Here is a 21,788-nt window from a genome sequence, read left to right as displayed (position 1 = left end):
GCCCCGGGAGAGGGGGGGGCCCCGCCGCTTTGCGGCGGGGTGGGTGAGGGGTATTTCAAGAATCCTGAACCGCATGGTTCCTTGGATCACCCCTCACCCTTCCCATGCTTCGCATGGGCCCCTTCCCTCTCCCGGGGCGGGAGAGGGAGTCCGTGGGATCGCACTCCTTCTCCTCCTCCTCACCATCGCCACCCCCGCCGCCGCCTTCACCCCGCAGGAGCCGGCCCTGCTGCGCGACGAGGTCGTCTACGGCCTGATCCCGCCGGTGCGCCAGCGCATGCCGGACGAGCCGCTGATCGTCGACCTGGAGGCCAAGGGCCGCGACCTCGGCCGCTCCGGCGGCTGGATCCGCACCTTCATCACCCAGCGGCGCAACAGCCGCATCGCCGTGCTCTACGGCTATGCCCGGCTGGTCGGCTACACCGCCAAGCGGGAGATCGTCCCCGACATCCTGAAGGCCGTGACCGTCCATGACGGCCGCGACTTCACCCTGACCCTGCGGGCCGGCCACCGCTGGTCCGACGGCGCCCCCTTCACCAGCGACGACATCCGCTACTGGTGGGAGGACATCGCCAACAACCCGATGCTGTCGCCGTCCGGCCCGCCGCGCTTCATGCTGGTGGACGGCAAGCCGCCGGAGGTCAGTTTCCCCGACGCGGTCACCGCCCGCTTCCGCTGGGACGAGCCGAACCCCTATTTCCTGCCGGCGCTGGCCGCCGCCCGGCCGCCCTTCATCTACCGCCCGGCCCATTACCTGAAGCGTTTCCACGCCCGCTACACCAGCGAGGCCGACCTCGCCCCGCTGATCGCCAAATACAAGGTCCGCAACTGGGCGGCCCTGCACAACGCCCGCGACGACATGTTCCGGATGGAGAACCCGGACGAGCCGACGCTGCAGCCCTGGATGGCGATCTCCAAGGGCACCGGCACCCATCTGCTGTTCCAGCGCAATCCCTATTACCACCGCTTCGACGCGCGCGGCATGCAGTTGCCCTACACCGACGGGCTGGACGTGACGGTGATGGCCGGCGGGCTGATCCCGGCCCAGGTCGCCACCGGCAAAGCCGACCTCCAGGCCGAAGGGCTGACCTTCTCCCAGGTCCCGGTCCTGGTGTCGGGGGAGCGGCAGGGCGACTACCGCACCCTGCTGTGGCCGGAGGGCAAGGCGGCGGAGATCGCGCTCTATCCCAACCTGAACTACAACGATCCGGTCTGGCGCGCCGTGCTGCGCGACGTCCGCTTCCGCCGCGCCCTGTCGATGGGCATCGACCGCCGCATCATCAACCGCTCGCTCTTCTTCGGGCTGGCGCAGGAAAGCGGCGTCGACGTGCTGCCGCGCAGCCCGCTCTACAAGCCGGAGCGCACCGGGGTGTGGACCGGCTACGACCCCAAACAGGCGGCGGCCCTGCTGGACCAGATGGGGCTGAAGCGCCCGCGCGGCGCCGCCTACCGCCGGCTTCCCGACGGCCGGCCGCTGGAGGTGATCGTCGAGACCGCCGGCGAGAAGCCGGAGATTTCCGACGCGCTGCAGATCATCGCCGAGACCTGGCGCGACATCGGCGTCCGGCTGCTGGTGCGCACGGTGGACCGCGACGTGCTGCGCAACCGGGTCTATGCCGGCCAGACGATGATGGCGGTGTGGGGCGGCTGGGACAACGGCATCCCCGACCCCGACAGCAGCCCGGAGGAGCTGGCGCCGATGACCCAGGAGAATTTCAGCTGGCCGAAATGGGGGCAGTATTACCAGACCTCCGGCAGCGCCGGCGAACCCATCGACATGCCGATCCCGCAGGAGCTGATGGACCTCGCCCACCGCTGGCGCCGCACCACCGACGAGACGGAACGCCGCGCCCTGTGGTCGGCGCTGCTCGACATCCATGCCGACCAGCTCTACGCCATCGGCGTGGTGTCGAAGACGCCGCAGCCCATCGCCGTCTCCAACCGCCTGCGCAACGTCCCGGACAAGGGGCTGTGGCTGTGGGATCCCGGCGCCTATCTCGGCGTCTACCGCCCCGACGAGTTCTATTTCGCCGATGCCCGCCCGGCCGATCCGGAGCCGGCCGGCAGCCACCGCGGGGGGAACTGAACGCCATGCTGCGCTTCATCCTGCACCGGCTGCTGGTGATGGTGCCGACGCTGCTCGTGGTGTCGATGCTGATCTTCATCGTCATCAATCTCCCCCCCGGCGACTATCTGTCCAACCAGATCGCCGAGCTGCGCGCCACCGGCCAGGAGGCCGGTCTGGCCAAGGCGGAGTTCCTGCGCCACGAATATGCGCTCGACCGCCCTTTGCCTGAGCAGTATCTGGTCTGGATCGGCGTCTGGCCGGGGCCGAACGGCTTCCACGGGCTGCTGCAGGGCGATCTCGGCTGGTCCTTCGAGTTCAACAAGCCGGTGGCGGAGGTGGTGGGGGAGACGCTGTGGTTCACCGTCATCCTCAACCTCGCCGCCGTGCTGTTCGTCTATCTGGTCTCCTTCCCGCTGGGGGCGCTGGCGGCGATCCGCGCCAACAGCTGGGTCGATTACCTCGCCGCCGCCGTCGGCTACATCGGTCTGGCGACGCCGAATTTCCTGCTGGCGCTGATCCTGCTCTATTACGGCCAGAAATGGCTGGGCCTTCCCATCGGCGGACTGGTCGACGCCCGCTATGAGAACCAGGCGCTCAGTTGGGCCAAGATCGGCTCGGTGCTGGAACACCTGATCGTGCCGACCATCGTCATCGGCCTGTCCGGCACCGCCGCCATGGTGCGCCGCCTGCGCGCCAATTTGCTGGACGAGCTGGGCAAGCCCTATGTCGTCACCGCCAAGGCCAAGGGCGTGCCGCCGCTGCGCCGGCTGACCCGCTATCCCTTGCGCATGGCGCTGAACCCCTTCGTCTCCGACATCGGCTCGCTGCTGCCGTCGCTGGTGTCGGGATCGGTGCTGATCTCGGTGGTGCTCAGCCTGCCCACCATCGGCCCGGCCCTGCTGGAGGCGTTGCGGGCGCAGGACATCTTCCTGTCCGGCTTCATCCTGATGTTCATCTCGCTGCTGGTGCTGGTCGGCATGCTGGTCTCCGACATCGCGCTCGCCCTGCTCGACCCCCGCATCCGCCTGGGCAAGGCGAGGAAGGCCCAATCGTGAAAGACGAGGCCATGAAGGGTCCGGGCGCGGAAAACCCGGGCATGAAAGACCCGGTCGTGAAAGGCAGTTGGACGCATTACGTCGACAGTCGGCCCTATCCCGATCCGGAGGCGGCGGACGCCCCCGCGACCCGTTTCGACGCCAACGCCTCCGCCGGGCGGCTGATGCTGCGCCGTTTCCTGCGCCACCGGCTGGCGGTGCTGGGGGCGCTGTTCCTGGGCCTGTCCTATCTCAGCCTGCCCTTCGTCGATTTCCTCGTCCCCTACGGCGCCAACGACCGCGACGTGGAGCATCTCTATGCCCCGCCGCAGGGCATCCACCTGTTCCACGAGGGCGCCTTCATCGGCCCCTTCGTCTACCCGACCGTCGGCCATCCCGACCTGAAGGACTATCGCTGGCGCTACGAGACCGACACCAGCCGGCCGATGCCGCTGGAGTTCTTCTGCCCCGGCACGCCCTACCGCTTCCTGGGCCTGGTGGAGTTGCGGATGCGGCTGGTCTGCCCGCCGCCGGACGCCTCGCTGCATCTGCTCGGCACCGACCGGCTGGGCCGCGACATGCTCTCCCGCCTCGCCATCGGGGCGCAGCTGTCGCTGACCGTCGGGCTGCTGGGCATCGCCGTGTCCTTCGCCATCGGCATCACGCTGGGCGGCATGGCGGGCTATTTCGGCGGCTGGATCGACGCCGGGGTGCAGCGCCTGTCGGAGATCCTCAAATCCCTGCCGGAGCTGCCGCTGTGGCTGGCGCTCTCCGCCGCGGTGCCGGCGCAATGGAGCCCGGTGACGGTGTTCCTCTGCATCTCCGTCATCCTCGGCCTGCTCGACTGGCCGTCGCTGGCCCGCGCCGTGCGCTCGCGCTTCCTGGCGCTGCGCGAGGAGGATTTCGTCATGGCGGCGGAGCTGATGGGCGCCAGCCCGGCCCGCATCATCCGCCGCCATCTGCTGCCCAACTTCGCCAGCCACCTGCTGGCCAGCGCCACCCTGTCGATCCCGGCGATGATCCTGGGCGAGACGGCACTGTCCTTCCTGGGGCTGGGCCTGCGCCCGCCGGCGACCAGTTGGGGGGTGATGCTGAACGACGCCCAGAACCTTATGGCCGTGGAAACCTATCCTTGGGTGTCATTGCCGATGCTGCCGGTGATCCTGGTAGTCTTGTCCTTCAACTTCTTCGGCGACGGCCTGCGCGACGCCCTGGATCCCTATCATGGCGACTGACTCCCCAAAGCGGCGGACTCTCCGAAGCGTGAGCTTGGCCGTAACTCATATACCACAGCGCATAGCTGGGTTGCCGCCCTTTGGCCGGAAGGCAGGTTGATGCGCGGCGCAATCCATGTGAGGGGTTCTATCCAGGCTGGAGCGCTGCTGCCGGCATCTGGACCAGACGCGCAACCACCGGGACCGAGCCGGTCCTCAGACGAGCACAGTAAATTGTTCTGCAACGGCTTTTCGGTTCCGACGCAGTGCTGAAGCGGAGTGTCCGAGCATGCACCAGCCCCTGGCCCCCCTTCGCTCCATCCATCCCGACCGCACCCCGCCGCGCATCCTGCTCTACAGCCACGACACCTTCGGGCTGGGTCATCTGCGGCGGTCGCGGACGATTGCCCAAGCGCTGGTGTCGGCCTTTCCCGACGCCTCGGCGCTGATCCTCACCGGCTCGCCGGTCGCCGGCCGCTTCGATTTTCCGGAGCGGGTCGACCATGTGCGCCTGCCCGGCGTGGTGAAGCTGCCGGACGGCGGCTATACCGCCCGCAACCTCGGCCTGCCGATCGAGGAGACCGCCGCCATCCGGGCGGAGATCATCCGCGCCACCGCCCGCGCCTTCCGCCCGACGCTGGCCATCGTCGACAAGGAGCCGACCGGCCTGCACGGCGAATTCCTGCCGGCCCTGGAGGAGATGCGGGCGACCGGCAACACCCGCGTGGTGCTGGGCCTGCGCGACGTGCTGGACGCGCCCGAAGCCCTGCAGCCGGAATGGGAGCGCAAGGAGGCGGCCGCCGCCATCGAGCGCTATTACGACCAGCTCTGGATCTACGGCCTGCCGGAGGTCTACCGCCCGCTGGACGGCCTCGACCTGCCGGCGGAGATCGCGGCGCGGGTGCGCTACACCGGCTATCTGAAGCGCGAGCCGACGGAGGGCGGCGGTGCCGTCCAGGCCGCGGACTTGCCCATGGCGGCGCCTTATGTGCTGGTGACGCCCGGCGGCGGCGGCGACGGCGCGGCCCTGGTCGACTGGACCATCGCCGCCTATGAGGCCGATCCGGACCTCACCCCCCGCGCCCTGATCGTCTACGGCCCCTTCCTGGAGGATGCCCGCCGCCAGGAGTTCGCCGCCCGCATCCGCCGGCTGAAGGGCAGGGTGGAGACCATCAACTTCCATTCCCGCATGGAGGATCTCTATGCCGGCGCCATCGGCGTGGTGGCGATGGGCGGCTACAACACCTTCTGCGAGATCCTGTCCTTCGACAAGCCGTCGGTCCTGGCCCCGCGCACCCGCCCGCGGCTGGAACAGCGCATCCGTGCCGAAGCGGCCGAGGCCCTCGGCCTGCTGCGCACGCTGGACAGCGACCGCGACGGCGCCGACCCGCTGGCGATGGCCGCCGCCATCCGCGCCCTGTCGAGCCAGCCGCCGCCCTCGGCCAGCCCGCTGCCCGGCCTGCTCGGCGGTCTGGACCGCATCGTCGGGCTGACTCGCGAGGTGCTGGAGGCGGACTCAGGCGTCGCCCGCGCCACCCCCGTCACCCCGATCCGCCGGGCGGCGGAACGGATGTCCCGCGCGATGGCGGGCAAGCGCGCATGACCGACAAGGGAACGGACGGCACCATGCCGTCCAGCGTGCCGACCCGTACGCCGTTGAAGATCGCCGCGCCATTCAAAATCGCCGTGGTGGTCAAGGGCTATCCCCGCCTGTCGGAGACCTTCATCGCGCAGGAACTTCTGGCCCTGCAGCAGCGCGGCATCGAACTGGCGATCTGGTCGCTGCGCCGCCCCACCGACAGCCGCCGCCACGCCCTGCACGACCGCATCACCGCGCCCGTCCATTACCTGCCCGAGTACCTGCGCGACGAGCCGGGCCGCGTCCTGTGCGCTCTCGGCCGCCTGATCCTCCGCCACCCGGCCGGCCTGCTCCGCACGGCGCTGGGCTGGCTGCGCGACCTCAACCGCGACCGCACCGCCAACCGGGGCCGCCGCTTCGGACAGGCCCTCGTCCTCGCGGCGGAGTTGCCGGCCGACGTGCCCTTCCTCTACGCCCATTTCCTGCACACGCCCGCTTCGGTCGGGCGCTATGCCGCATCGATCCGCGGCATCGGCTGGGGCTTTTCCGCCCATGCCAAGGACATCTGGACCACACCGGAGTGGGAGAAGCGCGAGAAGCTGGCCGACGCCCGCTTCGGCGCCACCTGCACCGCTGTCGGCGCCGCCCACCTGCGCGGCCTTGCCGCCGACCCCAACCGCATCGACCTCGTCTATCACGGCCTCGACCTCTCCCGCTTCCCCGACCCGCCGGACCGCAAGGACGCCCCGGCCCGCGACGGCTCCACCTCTACCCTTGCAGTGGAAATCCTGTCGGTCGGCCGGCTGGTGGAGAAGAAGGGCTATGACCGGCTGCTCGACGCGCTGGCCCTGCTGCCCGCCGGCCTGCATTGGCGGCTGGTCCATATCGGCTCCGGCGACCTGAAGCAGTCCTTGCGCGCCCAGGCGGAGCGGCTCGGCCTGTCCGACCGCATCGACTGGCGCGGCGCCCAGGATCAGGCGACGGTGATCGAGGCGCTGCGCCATGCCGACCTGTTCGTGCTGACCAGCGTCGTGGCCGAGGACGGCGACCGCGACGGCCTGCCCAACGTGCTGATGGAGGCGGCGAGCCAGCGCCTCGCCATCCTCTCCACCGCCGTCTCCGCCATCCCGGAATTCATCGCCGACGGCACCCACGGCCTGCTGACCGACGGCACGCCGCCCGCCATCGCCGCCGCGCTCGAACGGCTCGCCGGCGACCCGGCGCTCCGCCTGCGGCTGGGCGAGGCCGCCCATGACCGCCTGCGCGCCGAGTTCGGCATGACCGCCGGCATCGACCGGCTCGTCCGCCGGCTGGAGGAGGCCGCGGCGTGACCGCCCCCCGGATTGCCTTCTACGCTCCCCTGAAACCGGTCGACCACCCGATCCCCTCGGGCGACCGCCAGATGGCGCGGCTGATCCTGCGCGCCCTGGAGGCGTCCGGCCCGGTTGAGGTGGCGAGCGGCCTGCGCATCTATGACGGCGCCGGCGACCCCGCCGCGCAGGCCCGCCTGTCCGCCGCCGCCGCCGCCGAATGCGACCGGCTGCTGACCCTCTACGCCGCCGAACCGGCGCGGCGCCCGGCGCTGTGGCTCAGCTACCATGTCTATTACAAGGCGCCCGACCTGATCGGCCCGGCCGTCACCCGCGCCCTCGGCATCCCCTATGTCGTTGTCGAGGCGACCCGCGCCCGCAAGCGCCTGACCGGCCCCTGGTCCGCCTTCGCCGCCGCCGCCGAGTCCGCCATCGAACAGGCCGACCTCGTCCTTTGCGTCAGCGCCCGCGACCGTCAGGCAGTGGAGGCCTATGGCCCGCCCGGCCAGCAGGTGGCGATGCTGCCCCCCTTCCTCGACCTGCCGCCTGCCCCCGAAGCCGAAGCCGTCGCCCGCACTGAGCCGGTCTCTCCGCCCCGCCTGCTGACCGTCGCCATGATGCGGCCGGGCGACAAGCTGGCCTCCTACCGCCTGCTCGCCGACTCCCTCCACCTCCTGCCCGCCCAGCCCTGGACCCTCGACATCGTCGGCGACGGCCCCGCCGCGGCGGATGTCTCGGCGCTCTTCACCCCCTTCGCCCCACGCGTGACGCTCCACGGCGCCAGCGCCCCCAGCGATCTCGCCGCCCACTACCGCGCCGCCGACCTGCTGGTCTGGCCCGGCCTGAACGAGGCCTTCGGCATGGTCTACCTGGAGGCCCAGGCCCACGGCGTCCCCGTGCTCGCCGTCGACAATGCCGGCACCGGAACCGTCATCCGCGACGGCGTCGGCGGCCGGCTGACCGGCCCGACCGCACCGGACTACGCCGCCGCCCTGTCCGCCCTGCTGTCCGACCCGCCGGCCCTGCGCGGTCTCGGCCGGCGTGCCCGCGCCCATGTCGAAGCCAACCACGCCCTGTCTGCGGCGGCGGAGCGTCTGCGCGGCCTGCTGGCCGGACTGCTGTCATGATCCGCCTCGCTTTCCTGCGCCACGGCATCACCGCCTGGAACCGCGAGGGCCGCATCCAGGGCCGCACCGACATCCCCCTCGACCCGGAGGGCCGCGACCGCCTCGCCCGCCTGACCCTGCCTGCGGAGTGGCGCGACGCCACCCTCCACGCCAGCCCCCTCTCGCGCGCCATCGAGACCGCCCGCATCCTAGGCAACGACCGCCCCGTCCATACCGACCCCCGCCTGATCGAGATGGACTGGGGCGCCTGGGAGGGCCAACGCGGCCACGACCTCCGCGCCGACCCCGCCAGCGGTTACCGCGACCTCGACCATTGGGGCTGGGACTTCCGCCCCCCGGGCGGCGAAAGCCCCGCGGACGTGCGGGACCGGTTGAGGGGGTGGCTGAAGGACCACCAATCCCCTCTCCCCCCCGGGGAGAGGGAGATCCCCACCCCCCACCTCATCGTCACCCACATCGGCGTCATCCGCGTCGCCCTGGCGCTCGCCTGGGGCTGGGACTTCCGCGGCCCGCCGCCGGTCCCGGTCAAGCGCGACCGCCTCTATGCCATGACGCTCGCCGCCGACGGCACGCTCCACCCCGCCGGCCCACGGGAGGGGCAACGCCTGTCATGAAGCTCCTGATCGCCGTCACCCATCTGCTCGGCACCGGCCATCTCAGCCGCGCCCTCGCCCTGGCCGAGGCCTTCGCCGCCCGCGGCTGGAGCGTCGATGTGGTCAGCGGCGGCCGTCCCGCCCCTCATCTCACGGGTGATGGCGCCACCCTGCACCAGCTGCCGCCGCTGGCGAGCGACGGCGCCGACTTCGCCACCCTGCTGGCCGCCGACGGCCGCCCCGCCGACGCCGCGCTCTTCGCCGCGCGGCAGGCGATGCTGACCGGCCTGCTCGACAGCCTCCGCCCCGACGTGCTGATCACCGAACTCTTCCCCTTCGGCCGCCGCGCGCTCGCCGCCGAGTTCGACGCCCTGCTGGAGCGCGCCCGCGCCCTGCCGCGCCCGCCACTGACGCTCGCCTCCGTCCGCGACATCCTGGCCCCGCCCTCCAAGCCGAAGCGGGTCGCCGAAACCGAAAGCCGCCTTCTGCGCTTCTACGACGGCGTGCTGGTCCATTCCGACCCCGCCCTGATCCCGCTGGAGGACAGCTGGCCGCTGACCCCGGCGATGCGCCCGCTGCTGCGCTACACCGGCTTCGTCGTTCCCCCGCCGCCCGTCCCCGACGACGGCGACGACGGCAATGCTGAGATCCTGGTCACCGCCGGCGGCGGCCCGGTCGGCCGCCCGGTCTTCGAAGCCGCAGCGCTTTGCGCCGCCTCCGGCACCCTGCCCAATCGCTGGCGCCTGCTGGTGGCGAAGGGCGACGCGGCGCTGGCCGACCGGCTGCGCGCCATGGCCCCGGCCGACCGCCTGCTGGTGGAGCCGGTGCGCCCCGACTTCCGCGCCCTGCTGGGCCGGGCATCCGCCGCGGTCGGCCGTTGCGGCTACAACACGGCGCTGGATTGCCTGACGGCCGGCGTCCCCAGCGTCTTCTGCCCCTTCGAGGACGGCAGGGAGGTCGAGCAGACCATCCGCGCCGCCATCCTGGCCCGCCAGCCCGGCATCGCCACCCTGCGCGAGGCCGACCTCACGCCCGACAGCCTCGCCCAGGCGTTACAGTCCGTGCTGGGCGCCCGCATCCCGCCGCTCAGCCCCGCTTCGCTGGCCGGTGCGGCGCGCAGCGTGGAGATCGTCGAAACCATGCTGGCGGAGAAGACGCCATGACCAATTGGACCGCGGTGGATCACGAACTGGCGCGCTGGACCGATCTCGGCCGCCGCTGCGCCTTCTGGCTGCGCGACGATGACGCGGTCGCCGCCAGCCCGCAGCTCGACCGCCTTCTGCAGCGCTGCGCCGAGGCCAACATCCCGCTCGGCCTCGCCGTCATCCCCGCCGACGCCAAGCCCTCGCTGGCGCAAGCGCTCGCCGGCCACCCGACCGTCACCCCGCTGGTCCATGGCTGGTCCCACGCCGACCACGCCGCCCCCGGCAAGAAGAAGTGCGAGTTCGGCCCCGAACGCCCCGCCGAAATCCGCCAGGCCGAGGCCGAACGCGGCCTGTCGGTCCTGCACACCCTGTTCGGCGAGCGCCTTCTCCCGCTGTTCGTCCCGCCCTGGAACCGCATGGCCGCCGACATGCCGTCCCGCCTGTCCGCCGCCGGCTACCGCGCCGTCTCCGCCTTCGGCCCGTCCCCCGCAAGCCGCGACGGCATAAGCTGGGTCAACACCCACCTCGACCTGATCGATTGGCACGGCATCCGCTCCGCCGTCGCGCCGGATGCGTTGCTGGACCTCCTCTGCCGCGAACTCCGCGACCGACGCGAGGGCCGACGCGACGCCGGGGAACCCATCGGCCTGCTGACCCACCACCTCGTCCACGACGCCGCGATCTGGGACCTGCTGGACCGCCTGCTCGACCGTCTGGCAGGGCATCCGGCGGTGGACTGGCCGGCGGTTGGACGCCTGTCTCGGTCCTGAACACGAAAAAAGCCGGCCCGCGCCTTTCGACGCGAACCGGCCCTTTTTTCAGAGTCAACCGCCCGGCGTTACGCCGCGTGGTCGGTGATGTAGCCCGTGGCGGTGCCGAGGTTGGCGGTACCGTGGGTCAGGTGCAGCAGGAAGTTCTCCGTGCCCTCGCCGGCGTTGTCGCCGTTGACGTGGACGGTGACCGTCTTGCTCGTCTCGCCCGGCTGGAAGGTCAGGCTGCCGTGGGCGGCGGTGTAGTCGCTGCCGGCCTTGGCGGTGCCGTCCTCGGTCGCGTAGTCGATGGTGGTGGCGGTGGTGACCGCCTTGGCCAGCTGCACGGTGAAGACCGCCTCGTCGCTGCCGGGCACCGAACCGGATTGGCCGGAGCTGGACGCCAGACCCGCCTTGATGATGTTCATCTTGGTCGGATCGATGGTCTTGTAGTCCTTCTCCAGCAGGCCGCCGACGTCGCCCGATTCCGGGGTCCAGGCCCAATAGGTCCAGTTCATGCCCTGCTGGCCGGCCGGCAGGTCGCTCTTGCCGTCCAGGTTCCAGTCGCCGTTCATGTACTTGACGAAGGCGTTGGCCCAGGTCTGCTCGGCCGCGCTGTTCATCTGGCCGCCGAACTCGCCGATCAGGACCGGGGCGATGTTGTTCTTATAGATGAAGCCCCACATGCCGTCATACTGGGCCGGCAGGTTGTTGGGGAAGTTGCTGTCGGTCAGCCAGCTGAAGTTGCCGACGCTCTGGCCATAGGCGTGCGGCGAATAGACCAGCTTGTTCGGCACGTCGAACTCGATGGGATGGTTCTTCACGCCGGCCAGCGTGCTGCTCCACTCCGTGCCCTCGACCAGCAGCAGCCAGTCCTTGTTGACGGTCTGGATCGAGTTGCCGATGCGCTCGGCCGCCGCGGCCCAGTCGGTGGCCTGGTTGCCGTCGCCCCAGGTGGCGGTCACGCTCGGCTCGTTGTGCAGGTCGGCGCCGATCACCGCCTCGTTGCCGGCATAGTGCTGGGCCAGCATCTTCCAGTTCTCGATCACCTTCGATTCCGGGTTGTTGGCGGTGTACCACAGCCCGTGCTCGTTGGTGCCGGCGCCGCCGTCGTTGCGGTGGTGGTCCAGGATCACCTTCATCCCGACCTTGCCGGCGTAATCGATGACCTTGTCATAGACCTGCAGGCGGGTCAGGCCCTTCAGGTCCGGGTTCTTCGAATAGTCGATGCCGTTGGTGACGGCCTCGCTGTCGAACATGTCGTCGGCCCAGGTCAGGCGGATGACGTTGAAGCCCAGGCCCTTCATGCTGTCGATGTGGCCCTGGTAGCTGTCGGCCCACAGGCCGGCGGGCACATAGTTGTAGCCCTCGCCGCCGAACCAGTTGACGCCGGTCAGGCGGACGTTGTTGCCGCTTTCATCGACGATCTGGTTGCCGTTGGTGTGCAGGAAGCCGTTGATCGAGCCGCTGCTCTGCACCATGCCCGGATCCGACACGGTGACGTTGCCGACCTTCAGCGACAGCGAGGCGTCGCCCGTCGAACCGCCGGTGGAGCCGCCCGTCGAACCCCCGGTGGACCCACCCGTGCCGCTGCCGCCCTTGCCGGCATCGGTGGAGCCGCCGGTCGAGCCGCCCGTGGAGCCGCCCGTGCTGCTGCCGGTGGCCGCGAAATGGCTGGCGTCCAGCTTGGCGGTCAGCGTGGCATCCCAATAGAGGTCGCTGGTGGCCCCCAGGTCGGCGCCGTCCGCCGTGCGGTGGACCGACATGGCGGCATCGGTGGCCGCCACGGTCTTGCCGTCGACGCCGACGCTGTGGACATACAGGTTGCGGTCGCTGCCGCCGATGACGGCGTCGTTGTCGTACTTCACCTCGACCGCATGGGCGGTGCCCTGCGTCAGATCGGCGGTGAATTTGAAGTCCTTGGCGTCCGGGCTGGTAGCCGTGCCCTCGCCGATCTGCTTGCCGTCGACCAGCACGGTGAAGTGCGCGCCTTCGCCGCCCGCCGCGTCGCCGGCGGCGTTCACGGTGATGACGTTCTGCGCGGCTCCCGCGGTGGGAGCGGCCGGGACGCTGGGGGCGGCCGGAGCGGCGGCCACCGGGGCGGCGTAATGGCTGGCGGGGGTCTTGAAGGTCAGCGCGCCGTCCCACCACATGGCTTCCTGGCCGGCCTGGGTCGGCGCCGGGGCGGCATCGTCATGGCGCTCATAGACGGCGTCGGTCGGCTTCAGCGTGTGGCCGTTCACCTCGATCGACTGAACATAGAGATCACGATTGGCGGCGTTCACGGTGTCGTTGTCGTAGACGACCTGGACGGTGTGCGCGGTGTTCGCCGCAAGGTCGGCGGTGAAGCTGTATGCCTTCGACGAGGCGGCCGTCGCATTGGCCGAACCGACCTCGTGACCATCCACCAGAAGCTTGAAATGCGGCGCGACGCCATCCTGGGACTGGCCGTAGGCGTTGACGACGATCTTGCTCGGCGCGGTGGTCGTGCTCATGACTTCAATCCTATGTCCGTTGTGTTGAAGCCATGCTGGGGCTTCAATGGTTAACGAAACCTTTCCAAGTCCGTTTAACTTTTCTCGAAGCTTGTGGCAAATTTGGCCCAGCCGATCACAGGGTCGTTCAAGAGGGTGGAGTCAGATCAGCAAACTATATCCCATCTTGGTCACAGGTTTTGCGGTCGGTGACACAGTCTTCTTTTCATCACATCAGTATCCGCTTTGCTTTCACTGACTTTCCCAAGATGATCTCAAAAGACATAGACCAGACAATCCGCGCAAATATGCGCTACTGCGCATCATTCTTTCAAAAATACCGCCGCTTGGTGCCATATGTTTGCCGATTATATTTACCCATTCGGACACTGGATTGATAGACAGCTGTCGCGCTGAGTTACAGCCATCGGAGTAAGCTAAATTCGTAAACCACCCTTTGCGTCCGCAAAAAAGTTAACATCCGTGAGCGCATAACGCCGTCCACCGGACTCGTTAAGAGATAAATTGACTGATTATATTCCTTTCATACCCAAATCGTTCGAGTGACGGCCGTCACTTTTCCTCCGCCCGCGACGCAGTATGATGGGATAAATCGATCGCCTGCGAAGGAACGGACCCATGGCCACCGGCACGCACGCCGCCTTTCTGAACAGCATCAGGGATGCGGCGCAGTCGCGCATCAAGACGGGCGTCTTCGCCGATGCCGCGGCGTCGAAGGCGGAGATCGAGCAGGTCGGCCAGTCCATCGCCGCCAAATACCGCGGCGTCATCTCCGCCGCCCCGATCAAGAGCGAGGAGCGCGCGTCCCAGAAGGTCGGCATGGACTATGACGGTGACTGGCATTCCATCAAGGATCTGGCGCGCATGACCATCATCGTGCCGACCCTGGCCGATTGCCGTTCGGTGCTGGTCGATCTGAAGCGCGCCTTCACCGCCTCGCAGGGGCGCGGCCTGATCCAGGTGAAGGAGGTGGGGGCCGACGCCGATCCCTGCGGCTATTCCTCGACCACCGTCTTCGTCCGCACCTCGAACGGCCGGCCGGCGGAAATCCAGATCAACGTGCCGGAGATCATCTACGCCAAGCAGTCGGAGGAGAGCGTCCGCCGCATCCTGGGGCCGGTGCGCTTCATGAACATCAAGATGAAGTATCAGCTGGACGGCGGGCTGGGCCACGCCCTGTACGAGATCTACCGCGTCGCCCCCGCCTCCAGCCGCGGCCAGTCCGCCGCCGCCCTCAGCAGGAGCTATTACGCCTTCTTCCGCCAGACCGTCCCCAGCCCCGCCGCCGCGTCCGGCCTGCGCAAGGCGCTGATGGACCTCGGCGTGCGCAAGCACTGAGACCGGGGCAGGGCAGGGGGGGAGACGGCGGAAGGGCAGGGCGCTCCGTTCAGCGTGCTTCCACCATGCCGATGAACTGCGCCAGTTCGGGCGTAGCCGGCCGGTCGAACAGTTCGGCCGGCGGTCCCTGTTCGATGATCCGGCCGCCATGCATGAAGACCAGCCGGTCGCAGACCTCGCGGGCGAATCGCATCTCGTGCGTCACCAGGATCAGCGTCATCCCCTCTTCCGCCAGCTTGCGCACCACCCCCAGCACCTCGGCGACCAGCTCAGGATCAAGCGCCGAGGTGATCTCGTCGCACAGCAGAACCTTGGGCGCCATCGCCAGCGACCGCGCGATGGCGACGCGCTGCTGCTGGCCGCCCGACAGCTGCGACGGGTAGGCGTCGAACTTCTGGCCCAGCCCGACCTTGGCCAGCGCCGCTTCCGCCGCGGCACGGGTGGCGGCCTTGTCCTGCTTCTTCACCACCTTCAGCGCCAGCATGACATTCTCGCCGGCGGTCAGGTGGGGGAACAGGTTGAACTGCTGGAACACCATGCCGACCTTCTGGCGCAGCGCCCGCAGGTCGATCTGGCCGGGATCGACGCATTCGCCGTCCACCTCGATGACGCCGCCGTCGATGCGCTCCAGCCCGTTGATGCTGCGCAGCAGCGTGCTCTTGCCCGATCCGCTGCGGCCGATCATGGCGACGACCTGACCCTCCTCCACCGCCATGTCGACGCCCTTCAGCACCTCCACCGGGCCGAAGGATTTGCGGATGCCGGACAGCTTCACCAGGGGCCTGCCGGTGGCGTTCTTAACGGGCGACATTCAGCTTCCTTTCCAGCGCCTTGGCCGACAGCGACAGCGGGTAGCACAGGGCGAAATAGATCAGCCCGACCAGCCCATAGACCAGGAAGGGCTGGAAGGTGGCGTTGGTGATCATGGTGCCGGCCTTCGTCACCTCGACGAAGCCGATGATGGAGGTCACCGCCGTGCCCTTCACCACCTGCACCGAGAATCCGACGGTCGGCGGCACCGCGATGCGCAGCGCCTGCGGCAGGATGACGTGGCGCATCTGCTCAGCAAAAGTCATCGCCAGGCTGGCGGACGCCTCCCATTGCCCCTTCGGCACCGCCTCGACGCAGCCGCGCCAGATCTCGGCGAGATAGGCGGCGGTGAACAGCGTCAGCCCGACGGCGGCGGCGGTCCAGGCGGAGGTCTCGATGCCGATCAGCGGCAGGGCGAAGAAGACGATGAACAGCTGCATCAGCAGCGGCGTGCCCTGGAACACCTCGATGAACAGCTTCGCCGCGACGCGCAGCGGCGGCAGCGGCGACACCCGCGCCAGCAGCAGCAGCAGCCCCGCCACCCCGCCGGAGACGAAGGCGATCAGCGACAGCAGCACCGTCCAGCGCGCCGCCAGCAGCAGGTTGGACAGGATGTCCCACAGGGTGAACTCAAGCACGCGACACCCCCTTGGCGAACATCCGCCCGCCGATCAGGCTCAGGACCCAGCGCAGGGCCACCGCCAGCGCCAGATACAGCGCCGTCGCCAGGAAATAGACTTCGAAGGGCCGGAAATTGCGGGACTGGATGAAGTTGGCGGCGAAGCTCAACTCCTCCGCCGCGATCTGCGAGCAGACCGACGACCCCAGCATGACGATGACGATCTGGCTGGTCAGCGCCGGCCATATCTTCCCCATCGCCGGCCCCAGCACGACGTAGCGGAAGATCTGCGGCCCGGTCATGCCCAGGCTGGCCCCGGCCTCGATCTGGCCCTTCGGCGTGGCGTCGATGCCGGCGCGGATGATCTCGGTCGAATAGGCGCCGAGATTGACCACCATCGCCAGCACCGCCGCCTGCCATTCCGCCAGCCGGATGCCCAGCGACGGCAGTCCGAAGAAGATGAAGAACAGCTGCACCAGGAAGGGCGTGTTGCGGATCAGCTCGACATAGGCGCCGACCACCACCGCCAGCGGCTTGACCGTGGAGGTCCGCGCCGCCGCCCCGCCGATGCCGAGCGCCACCCCCAGCACCGTGCTGACCGCCGTCAGCCCGATGGTCGTCACCACCCCGTCCACCAGCACGGGCGTGTAGTCCAACAGGGACGAGAAATCGAAACTGTAGGCCATTGTGTGGGGTCCGTAGGTGGGTGCCCCCTCCCCATCCCTCCCCCTCTTCGAGGGAGAGGGGGCAGGAGCTTTGCGGGAGCGCGGCGGCAGTCCCCTCTCCCACCGAAGGTGGGGGAGGGTTAGGGAGGGGGCAAAATGCCGATCACAAATCCTTCGGCAGCGGCGCGTGCAGCCACTTCTTGGCGATGGCGTTCAGCGATCCGTCATCCTTCGCCTTGGCGATGATGGCGTTGACCTTCTCCATCAGCGGCCCTTCGTTCTTGTTCAGCCCGACATAGCAGGGGGAGTTCTTGATCAGGAACTTCATGATCGGCAGGCGCGGCGGGTTGCGCTCGAAGATGGCGGCGGCGACGACGTTGCCGGTGGCGACCAGCTGCACCTGTCCCGACAGGAAGGCGGAGATGGTGCCGTTGTTGTCCTCGTAGCGGCGGACGGTGACCTTGTCCGACACGATCTTCGACAGCTCGATGTCCTCGACCGAGCCGCGGGTGACGCCGACGGTCTTGCCGTCCAGATCCTCCGGCTTCTCCGCCTTGATGTCGTCGGGGCCGAAGACGCCGTTGTAGAAGGGGGCGTAGGCGGTGGAGAAGTCGATGACCTTCTCGCGCTCCGCATTCTTGCCCAGGCTGGAGATCACCAGATCGACCTTGCCGGTGGTCAGGTAGGGGATGCGGTTGGTGCTGGTCACCGGCACCAGCTCCACCTTGGCGCCCATTTCCTTGGCGATCAGGGTGGCGGCGTCGATGTCGTAGCCGACCGGCTTCAGGTCGGTGCCGACCGAGCCGAAGGGCGGGAAGTCCTGCGGAACGGCGACGCGCAGCACCTTTTCCTTGGCGATGCGCTCAAGCGCGTCGGCTTTTGCATGGGTCGGGGCAAGCCCCCCGGCCAGAACCGCCGTTGCAAGGCCGAGAGCACCCAGAATCTTTGCGAACCGCATGGCACCTGATCTCCAGAGCGAAGGACGATGACCCCCTCCTTTTCAATCGGCGTGCCACTTCCGTCCTATGAATTCCGATGTGAGCCAAAGCACGGAAATGTTACGAATATCCCGCCACAGCCAAAATCCGTTACGTCTGTAACGCCGCATAAGTCGCACTCCAAAAGCTGATTTTTTATGCAAATGCCGGAACCGCGAGGCGATCAGCCTATGAAACAGGCAAAGCCATTCACCCCCCCGACCGACGGCGCCGAGCCATCCCTGACCGCGCGCATCCGCGACCGCTACGGCGATCTCAGCCCGCTGGAGCGGCAACTCGCCGACGTCATCCTCGCCTGTCCGGGCGAGCTGTCGGGCTATTCGGCGACCGAGCTGGCGGGGCGGGCCGGGGTGTCGAAGATGACGGTGTCGCGTCTGGTCCGCCGCCTCGGCTATGCCGGCTTCGAGGAGGCCCGTCTGGCCGCCCGGCGCGGCGGCGACTGGGGCTCGCCCCTGTTCCTGCTGCCCCCCGGCGGCCCGGCCTCCGACAGCGATCCCGCCCCCCTGGAAGCGCATTTCCAGCGCAGCGCGGAGGCGTTGGCCGCCACCGCCCGCCAGACCGACCCGGCGCTGCTGGCCCAGGCCGCCCGCGCGCTTGCCGACGCCCGGCGGATCTGGGTCTGCGGCGCGCGCAACAGCGCCTTCCTGGCCGGCTATGCCCGCTGGCAGTTCATCCAGGTCCGCGGCGAGGTGCACCAGCTGGCGGCCTCCGGCGAGACGATGGCGGAGACGCTGGCCGATCTTAATCCTGGAGATCGGGGGCCCGGCGACCTGCTGTTCCTGGTCGGCATCCGCCGCCGCCCGCCAGCCATCGTCCGCCTGCTGCAGACGGTGCGGGAGCGCGCGATTCCGACCATCCTGATCGCCGACAGCCACTCCGCCCTGGAAGCCCCGCCGCCGCCGCTGACCTTCCGCTGCGAGACGCGCAGCCTGGCCGCCCTCGACACCCATGTCGCCGCCCTGGCGGTGATCCATGCGCTTGCCGCCGAACTGATCCTCCTGACCGGCGCCGCCGGCCGCGCCCGCATCCGCGCCATCGAGGACCTGCACGAGCGGTTGGAAGAACTCTGACCCCGCCAGCCGCCTTGCTTTCCGGCCGGGATGGCGACACCTTGTTCAGGCACGCGAACAGTCGACGGGCTCCCCCAACCGGTTGCCCGCCCCGGCCGTTTCCTTGCGGACCAGTCACCCCGCCGTCCCTCCAAGGTGGCCGCCGTCCCGTCGGCGCACCGGACGGCCCAGCCAACAGAGGACGGCCCCCGCGGCCGGAACCACATGCGCCGTCATCGCCGCGCCAAGATCGTCGCCACCGTCGGACCGGCCAGCAACTCGCCCGAGATGCTGAAGACCCTGTTCCTGGCCGGTGTCGACACCTTCCGGCTGAACTTCAGCCATGGCACCCACGACGACCACGCCAAGGTCCACCGCGCCATCCGCGAGCTGGAGGCGGAGGTCGGCCGCCCCATCGGCATCCTGCAGGATCTCCAGGGTCCGAAGATCCGCGTCGGCACCATCCGTGACGGCAAGCTCGCCGTCGCCACCGGCGAGCAGATCCGCTTCGTGCTGCATGGCAGCGAGGGCGACAAGCGCTCCATCCCGCTGCCGCACCCGGAAATCTTCGCCGCCATCATGCCGGGCCACCATCTGCTGATCGACGACGGCCGCGTCCGCGTCGAGGTGACCGAGCTGGGCGACGACTGGATCGAGGCCCGCGTCGTCGTCGGCGGCACCATCTCCAACCGCAAGGGCGTCAACCTGCCGGGCACCATCCTGGACCTGTCGCCCCTGACCGAAAAGGACCGCGCCGACCTCGCCTTCGGGCTGGAGCTGGGGGTCGACTGGGTCGCCATGTCCTTCGTGCAGAAGCCGGGCGACATCCTGGAAGGCCGCGGCCTGATCGGCGACCGCGCCGGCATCATGGCGAAGATCGAGAAGCCGCAGGCGCTGGAGCGGATCGACGACATCATCCGCCTGTCCGACGCGGTGATGGTGGCGCGCGGCGACCTCGGCGTCGAAATCCCGCACGAGGATGTGCCCGGCCGCCAGAAGGAGCTGGTGCGTGCCTGCCGTCTGGCGGTGAAGCCGGTGATCGTCGCCACCCAGATGCTCGACTCGATGGTCTCCGCCCCGACCCCGACGCGGGCCGAGGCGTCGGACGTGGCGACCGCCATCTATGACGGCGCCGACGCGGTGATGCTGTCGGCCGAATCGGCGTCCGGCCAATATCCGGTCGAGGCGGTCACCATGATGGACCGCATCATCCGCTCCACCGAGCAGCACAAGCTCTATCACTCGCTGATCCAGGCGACCCATCCGGGCGAGGAGCACAGCCCGCCCCACGCCGTGGCCGCCGCCGCCGCCGATCTGGCCAACAGCCTGCATTCCTCGGCCATCGTCGCCTTCACCTCCAGCGGCACCACCGCGGCGCGCATCGCCCGCAAGCGGCCGGAGGTGCCGATCCTGGCGATCACCCCGGACCGGGCGGTGTCGCGCCGGCTCTGCCTGCTGTGGGGTGCCCACAGCGTGCTGTCCGACGACATCCGCACCTACGAGGAGATGGTCGACCGCGCCATCTCCACCGCGCGGGCGGAGGAGTTCGCCGGCCGGACCGGCACCATGGTCGTCGTCGCCGGCATCCCCTTCGCCCAGGCCGGCACCACCAACAACCTGCGCGTCATCCACATGGACGGCAAGGCGTGAGGGCAGGGCGACTCTCCCCCGTTCCTTATCGGTCGGGGGAGAGTCGCCTACCGTTCCATCTTGGTCGACAGCACGATGGACGACATCGTCCGTTCCACGCCGGGCAGCCGGCCGATGCTGTCCAGCGCGGCGTCCATCGCGTCATGCGTCTCGGTGCCGACGGTGGCGCACAGGTCATACTGTCCGCTGATGCTGTGCAGCCGGATCACCTCCGGCATCTTGCGCAGGGCATGGACGGCGCGGTCGGCCAGCCGGGCATTCACGCTGATCATCACCAGCGCCGACACGCCCCGGCGCGGCGCCGGGTCGCCCAGCTTCACGGTATAGCCGGCGATCACCCCCTGCCGCTCCAGCCGGGCGATCCGGTCCTGCACGGTCGACCGCGACAGCCCCAGCGCCCGGCCCAGCGCCGCCGTGCTGGTGCGCGCGTTCACCGTCAACAGATCGATCAGCCGGCGGTCGATGTCGTCCATGGAGGTCCGTCGCACAGAATCCCCTCTCTCCCCCGGGGAGAGGGTTAGGGTGAGGGGGGAGCATAGCGAGGATTCTCGGGATGGCCACGCAGTGCATCCCCCTCTCCCCGGGGGGAAGAGGGGGATAAGTGCAAGCCGCCCCCCTTATACCTCGCAACCCGCCTGATAGCGCTGCATGGCGGCGCGGATGTCGTCGGGGATCGGCACCGCGGCGAAATCGTCCAGCGAGGTGGTGACCACCGTCAGGCTGCCCGACAGCCGGACCTGCCCCTCATGCTCGCCGTTGATCCGCAGCCTAAGGGAGCTGCGGCCCAGCCGTTCCAGCAGGACGCCCAGCGTCAGCGTGTCGCCCATGCGGCTGGGGATGACGAAATCGCATTCGGCATGCACGATCGGCAGGCCCAGCCGCCGCTGCAGGATCATCGTCGCATAGTCGATGTCCAGCCCCTGGGTGAACCAGTCCTCCACCGCGCCGTTGAACATGTCGAAATAGACCGGGAAATAGACGATGCCGGCCGGGTCGCAATGGGAAAAGCGAATGGGCCGCTGCACCCGGAAGCAGCCCGGCGGCAACGGCCGGTGGCTGGGGTCATCGACGGCGCGGCGCGGCCGCTCGCTGTACTCGTGCATCTCTCAGTCAATCCTCGTTCCGCTCGGCATCCGGACATATGGGGGTCCGGAGCCTCGCGGTCACCGCGTCTCGTTCCGGCGGCAGACAGTTGTGGCTATTCCAAACAATCCGGGAAAAGCACCTTTCGTTCAACGGCTTCCTGCAGGAATAGGGGAAAGCCGCAATTTTCGCACGGCTCGCTGTTGCGGAAATGCTGCACTGCAATCACGACCATCGTGCGAATCGGCCCACGGCAGGATTA

General features: G+C 69.0%; 19 protein-coding genes. 12 read left to right on the top strand and 7 right to left on the bottom strand.

What is annotated here, in order from left to right; all coding sequences use genetic code 11:
• Positions 1–73: 73 nt before the first annotated feature.
• From B9N97_RS32575 to B9N97_RS32535, 9 genes are all read left to right on the top strand, one after another.
• Entirely contained in the window at positions 74–2,086 is a 2,013-nt protein-coding gene (locus tag B9N97_RS32575; protein WP_244561052.1) for an ABC transporter substrate-binding protein, read from the top strand.
• Between the two features lie 5 nt (positions 2,087–2,091).
• Positions 2,092–3,123, top strand: coding sequence for an ABC transporter permease (locus B9N97_RS32570; protein ID WP_085091981.1), 1,032 nt, complete (start codon positions 2,092–2,094; stop codon positions 3,121–3,123).
• Between the two features lie 41 nt (positions 3,124–3,164).
• Positions 3,165–4,337 carry an ABC transporter permease gene (locus B9N97_RS32565; RefSeq protein WP_085092338.1) on the top strand — a complete coding sequence of 391 codons (1,173 nt, stop codon included), beginning with the start codon at positions 3,165–3,167 and terminating at the stop codon, positions 4,335–4,337.
• Positions 4,338–4,605: 268 nt separating this feature from the next.
• On the top strand, positions 4,606–5,919 hold the full coding sequence (locus tag B9N97_RS32560) for a glycosyltransferase family protein (protein WP_085091980.1): 1,314 nt from the start codon (positions 4,606–4,608) through the stop codon (positions 5,917–5,919).
• A 23-nt stretch (positions 5,920–5,942) separates the two neighbouring features.
• Positions 5,943–7,226, top strand: a complete 1,284-nt coding sequence (locus tag B9N97_RS32555) for a glycosyltransferase (protein WP_085092337.1) — start codon at positions 5,943–5,945, stop codon at positions 7,224–7,226.
• A complete protein-coding gene (locus B9N97_RS32550) occupies positions 7,223–8,332 on the top strand; it encodes a glycosyltransferase family 4 protein (RefSeq protein ID WP_085091979.1) in 1,110 nt (369 codons plus the stop codon). The genes B9N97_RS32555 and B9N97_RS32550 overlap by 4 nt, the downstream gene beginning before the upstream one ends.
• Positions 8,329–8,946 carry a histidine phosphatase family protein gene (locus B9N97_RS32545; RefSeq protein WP_085091978.1) on the top strand — a complete coding sequence of 206 codons (618 nt, stop codon included), beginning with the start codon at positions 8,329–8,331 and terminating at the stop codon, positions 8,944–8,946. Before B9N97_RS32550 ends, B9N97_RS32545 begins: the two co-directional genes overlap by 4 nt.
• Positions 8,943–10,088 (top strand): glycosyltransferase family protein, encoded by a 1,146-nt coding sequence (locus B9N97_RS32540; protein ID WP_085091977.1) that lies wholly within the window; start codon positions 8,943–8,945, stop codon positions 10,086–10,088. Before B9N97_RS32545 ends, B9N97_RS32540 begins: the two co-directional genes overlap by 4 nt.
• Positions 10,085–10,840 carry a polysaccharide deacetylase family protein gene (locus B9N97_RS32535; protein WP_085091976.1) on the top strand — a complete coding sequence of 252 codons (756 nt, stop codon included), beginning with the start codon at positions 10,085–10,087 and terminating at the stop codon, positions 10,838–10,840. The genes B9N97_RS32540 and B9N97_RS32535 overlap by 4 nt, the downstream gene beginning before the upstream one ends.
• Before the next feature lie 68 nt (positions 10,841–10,908).
• Here the strand turns inward: B9N97_RS32535 and B9N97_RS32530 are convergent, their stop codons facing one another.
• The gene (locus B9N97_RS32530) at positions 10,909–13,314 is read right to left on the bottom strand and encodes a cellulase family glycosylhydrolase (RefSeq protein ID WP_085091975.1); all 2,406 of its coding nucleotides are present in this window, start codon (positions 13,312–13,314) and stop codon (positions 10,909–10,911) included.
• A 618-nt stretch (positions 13,315–13,932) separates the two neighbouring features.
• Between B9N97_RS32530 and B9N97_RS32525 the strand changes: the two genes are divergently transcribed.
• Complete coding sequence (locus tag B9N97_RS32525) at positions 13,933–14,652, top strand: nucleotidyltransferase family protein (RefSeq protein ID WP_085091974.1); 720 nt, start codon at positions 13,933–13,935, stop codon at positions 14,650–14,652.
• Positions 14,653–14,701: 49 nt separating this feature from the next.
• On the opposite strand, the gene B9N97_RS32520 is transcribed toward B9N97_RS32525, so the two are convergent.
• The 4 genes from B9N97_RS32520 to B9N97_RS32505 all read right to left on the bottom strand — a co-directional run bounded on the left by B9N97_RS32520 (position 14,702) and on the right by B9N97_RS32505 (position 17,704).
• Positions 14,702–15,463, bottom strand: a complete 762-nt coding sequence (locus B9N97_RS32520) for an amino acid ABC transporter ATP-binding protein (RefSeq protein WP_085091973.1) — start codon at positions 15,461–15,463, stop codon at positions 14,702–14,704.
• Positions 15,450–16,100, bottom strand: coding sequence for an amino acid ABC transporter permease (locus B9N97_RS32515; RefSeq protein ID WP_085091972.1), 651 nt, complete (start codon positions 16,098–16,100; stop codon positions 15,450–15,452). Before B9N97_RS32515 ends, B9N97_RS32520 begins: the two co-directional genes overlap by 14 nt.
• Positions 16,093–16,767, bottom strand: a complete 675-nt coding sequence (locus B9N97_RS32510; protein WP_085091971.1) for an amino acid ABC transporter permease — start codon at positions 16,765–16,767, stop codon at positions 16,093–16,095. The genes B9N97_RS32515 and B9N97_RS32510 overlap by 8 nt, the downstream gene beginning before the upstream one ends.
• A gap of 142 nt (positions 16,768–16,909) precedes the next feature.
• Entirely contained in the window at positions 16,910–17,704 is a 795-nt protein-coding gene (locus B9N97_RS32505) for a transporter substrate-binding domain-containing protein (RefSeq protein WP_085091970.1), read from the bottom strand.
• A gap of 210 nt (positions 17,705–17,914) precedes the next feature.
• Here B9N97_RS32505 and B9N97_RS32500 point away from each other — a divergent pair, with 210 nt between their 5' ends.
• Both B9N97_RS32500 and pyk read left to right on the top strand, forming a co-directional pair.
• On the top strand, positions 17,915–18,814 hold the full coding sequence (locus B9N97_RS32500) for a MurR/RpiR family transcriptional regulator (RefSeq protein ID WP_085091969.1): 900 nt from the start codon (positions 17,915–17,917) through the stop codon (positions 18,812–18,814).
• 204 nt (positions 18,815–19,018) lie between these two features.
• On the top strand, positions 19,019–20,443 hold the full coding sequence (pyk, locus tag B9N97_RS32495; protein ID WP_085091968.1) for a pyruvate kinase: 1,425 nt from the start codon (positions 19,019–19,021) through the stop codon (positions 20,441–20,443).
• A 47-nt stretch (positions 20,444–20,490) separates the two neighbouring features.
• Here the strand turns inward: pyk and B9N97_RS32490 are convergent, their stop codons facing one another.
• Positions 20,491–20,916: an Lrp/AsnC family transcriptional regulator gene (locus tag B9N97_RS32490; RefSeq protein WP_085091967.1), complete on the bottom strand. Its 426-nt coding sequence runs from the start codon at positions 20,914–20,916 to the stop codon at positions 20,491–20,493.
• A 144-nt stretch (positions 20,917–21,060) separates the two neighbouring features.
• On the bottom strand, positions 21,061–21,546 hold the full coding sequence (locus B9N97_RS32485; RefSeq protein WP_244561050.1) for an acyl-CoA thioesterase: 486 nt from the start codon (positions 21,544–21,546) through the stop codon (positions 21,061–21,063).
• Between the last annotated feature and the right edge of the window lie 242 nt (positions 21,547–21,788).

This window comes from Azospirillum oryzae (genome assembly GCF_900177515.1).
GTDB lineage: Bacteria > Pseudomonadota > Alphaproteobacteria > Azospirillales > Azospirillaceae > Azospirillum > Azospirillum oryzae_A.
Note: the sequence above shows the minus strand (reverse complement) of the source record. Positions and strands in the feature narration are given on the sequence as shown.

Bases quoted from the DNA above. Each gene is read 5' to 3' on its own strand.
- pyk (WP_085091968.1), top strand. From the start codon at position 19,019: ATGCGCCGTCATCGCCGCGCCAAGATCGTCGCCACCGTCGGACCGGCC.
- B9N97_RS32485 (WP_244561050.1), bottom strand. From the start codon at position 21,546: ATGCACGAGTACAGCGAGCGGCCGCGCCGCGCCGTCGATGACCCCAGC.
- B9N97_RS32575 (WP_244561052.1), top strand. From the start codon at position 74: ATGGTTCCTTGGATCACCCCTCACCCTTCCCATGCTTCGCATGGGCCC.
- B9N97_RS32525 (WP_085091974.1), top strand. From the start codon at position 13,933: ATGGCCACCGGCACGCACGCCGCCTTTCTGAACAGCATCAGGGATGCG.
- B9N97_RS32520 (WP_085091973.1), bottom strand. From the start codon at position 15,463: ATGTCGCCCGTTAAGAACGCCACCGGCAGGCCCCTGGTGAAGCTGTCC.
- B9N97_RS32500 (WP_085091969.1), top strand. From the start codon at position 17,915: ATGAAACAGGCAAAGCCATTCACCCCCCCGACCGACGGCGCCGAGCCA.
- B9N97_RS32560 (WP_085091980.1), top strand. From the start codon at position 4,606: ATGCACCAGCCCCTGGCCCCCCTTCGCTCCATCCATCCCGACCGCACC.
- B9N97_RS32565 (WP_085092338.1), top strand. From the start codon at position 3,165: ATGAAAGACCCGGTCGTGAAAGGCAGTTGGACGCATTACGTCGACAGT.
- B9N97_RS32505 (WP_085091970.1), bottom strand. From the start codon at position 17,704: ATGCGGTTCGCAAAGATTCTGGGTGCTCTCGGCCTTGCAACGGCGGTT.
- B9N97_RS32570 (WP_085091981.1), top strand. From the start codon at position 2,092: ATGCTGCGCTTCATCCTGCACCGGCTGCTGGTGATGGTGCCGACGCTG.
- B9N97_RS32535 (WP_085091976.1), top strand. From the start codon at position 10,085: ATGACCAATTGGACCGCGGTGGATCACGAACTGGCGCGCTGGACCGAT.
- B9N97_RS32510 (WP_085091971.1), bottom strand. From the start codon at position 16,767: ATGGCCTACAGTTTCGATTTCTCGTCCCTGTTGGACTACACGCCCGTG.
- B9N97_RS32490 (WP_085091967.1), bottom strand. From the start codon at position 20,916: ATGGACGACATCGACCGCCGGCTGATCGATCTGTTGACGGTGAACGCG.
- B9N97_RS32540 (WP_085091977.1), top strand. From the start codon at position 8,943: ATGAAGCTCCTGATCGCCGTCACCCATCTGCTCGGCACCGGCCATCTC.
- B9N97_RS32530 (WP_085091975.1), bottom strand. From the start codon at position 13,314: ATGAGCACGACCACCGCGCCGAGCAAGATCGTCGTCAACGCCTACGGC.
- B9N97_RS32555 (WP_085092337.1), top strand. From the start codon at position 5,943: ATGCCGTCCAGCGTGCCGACCCGTACGCCGTTGAAGATCGCCGCGCCA.
- B9N97_RS32545 (WP_085091978.1), top strand. From the start codon at position 8,329: ATGATCCGCCTCGCTTTCCTGCGCCACGGCATCACCGCCTGGAACCGC.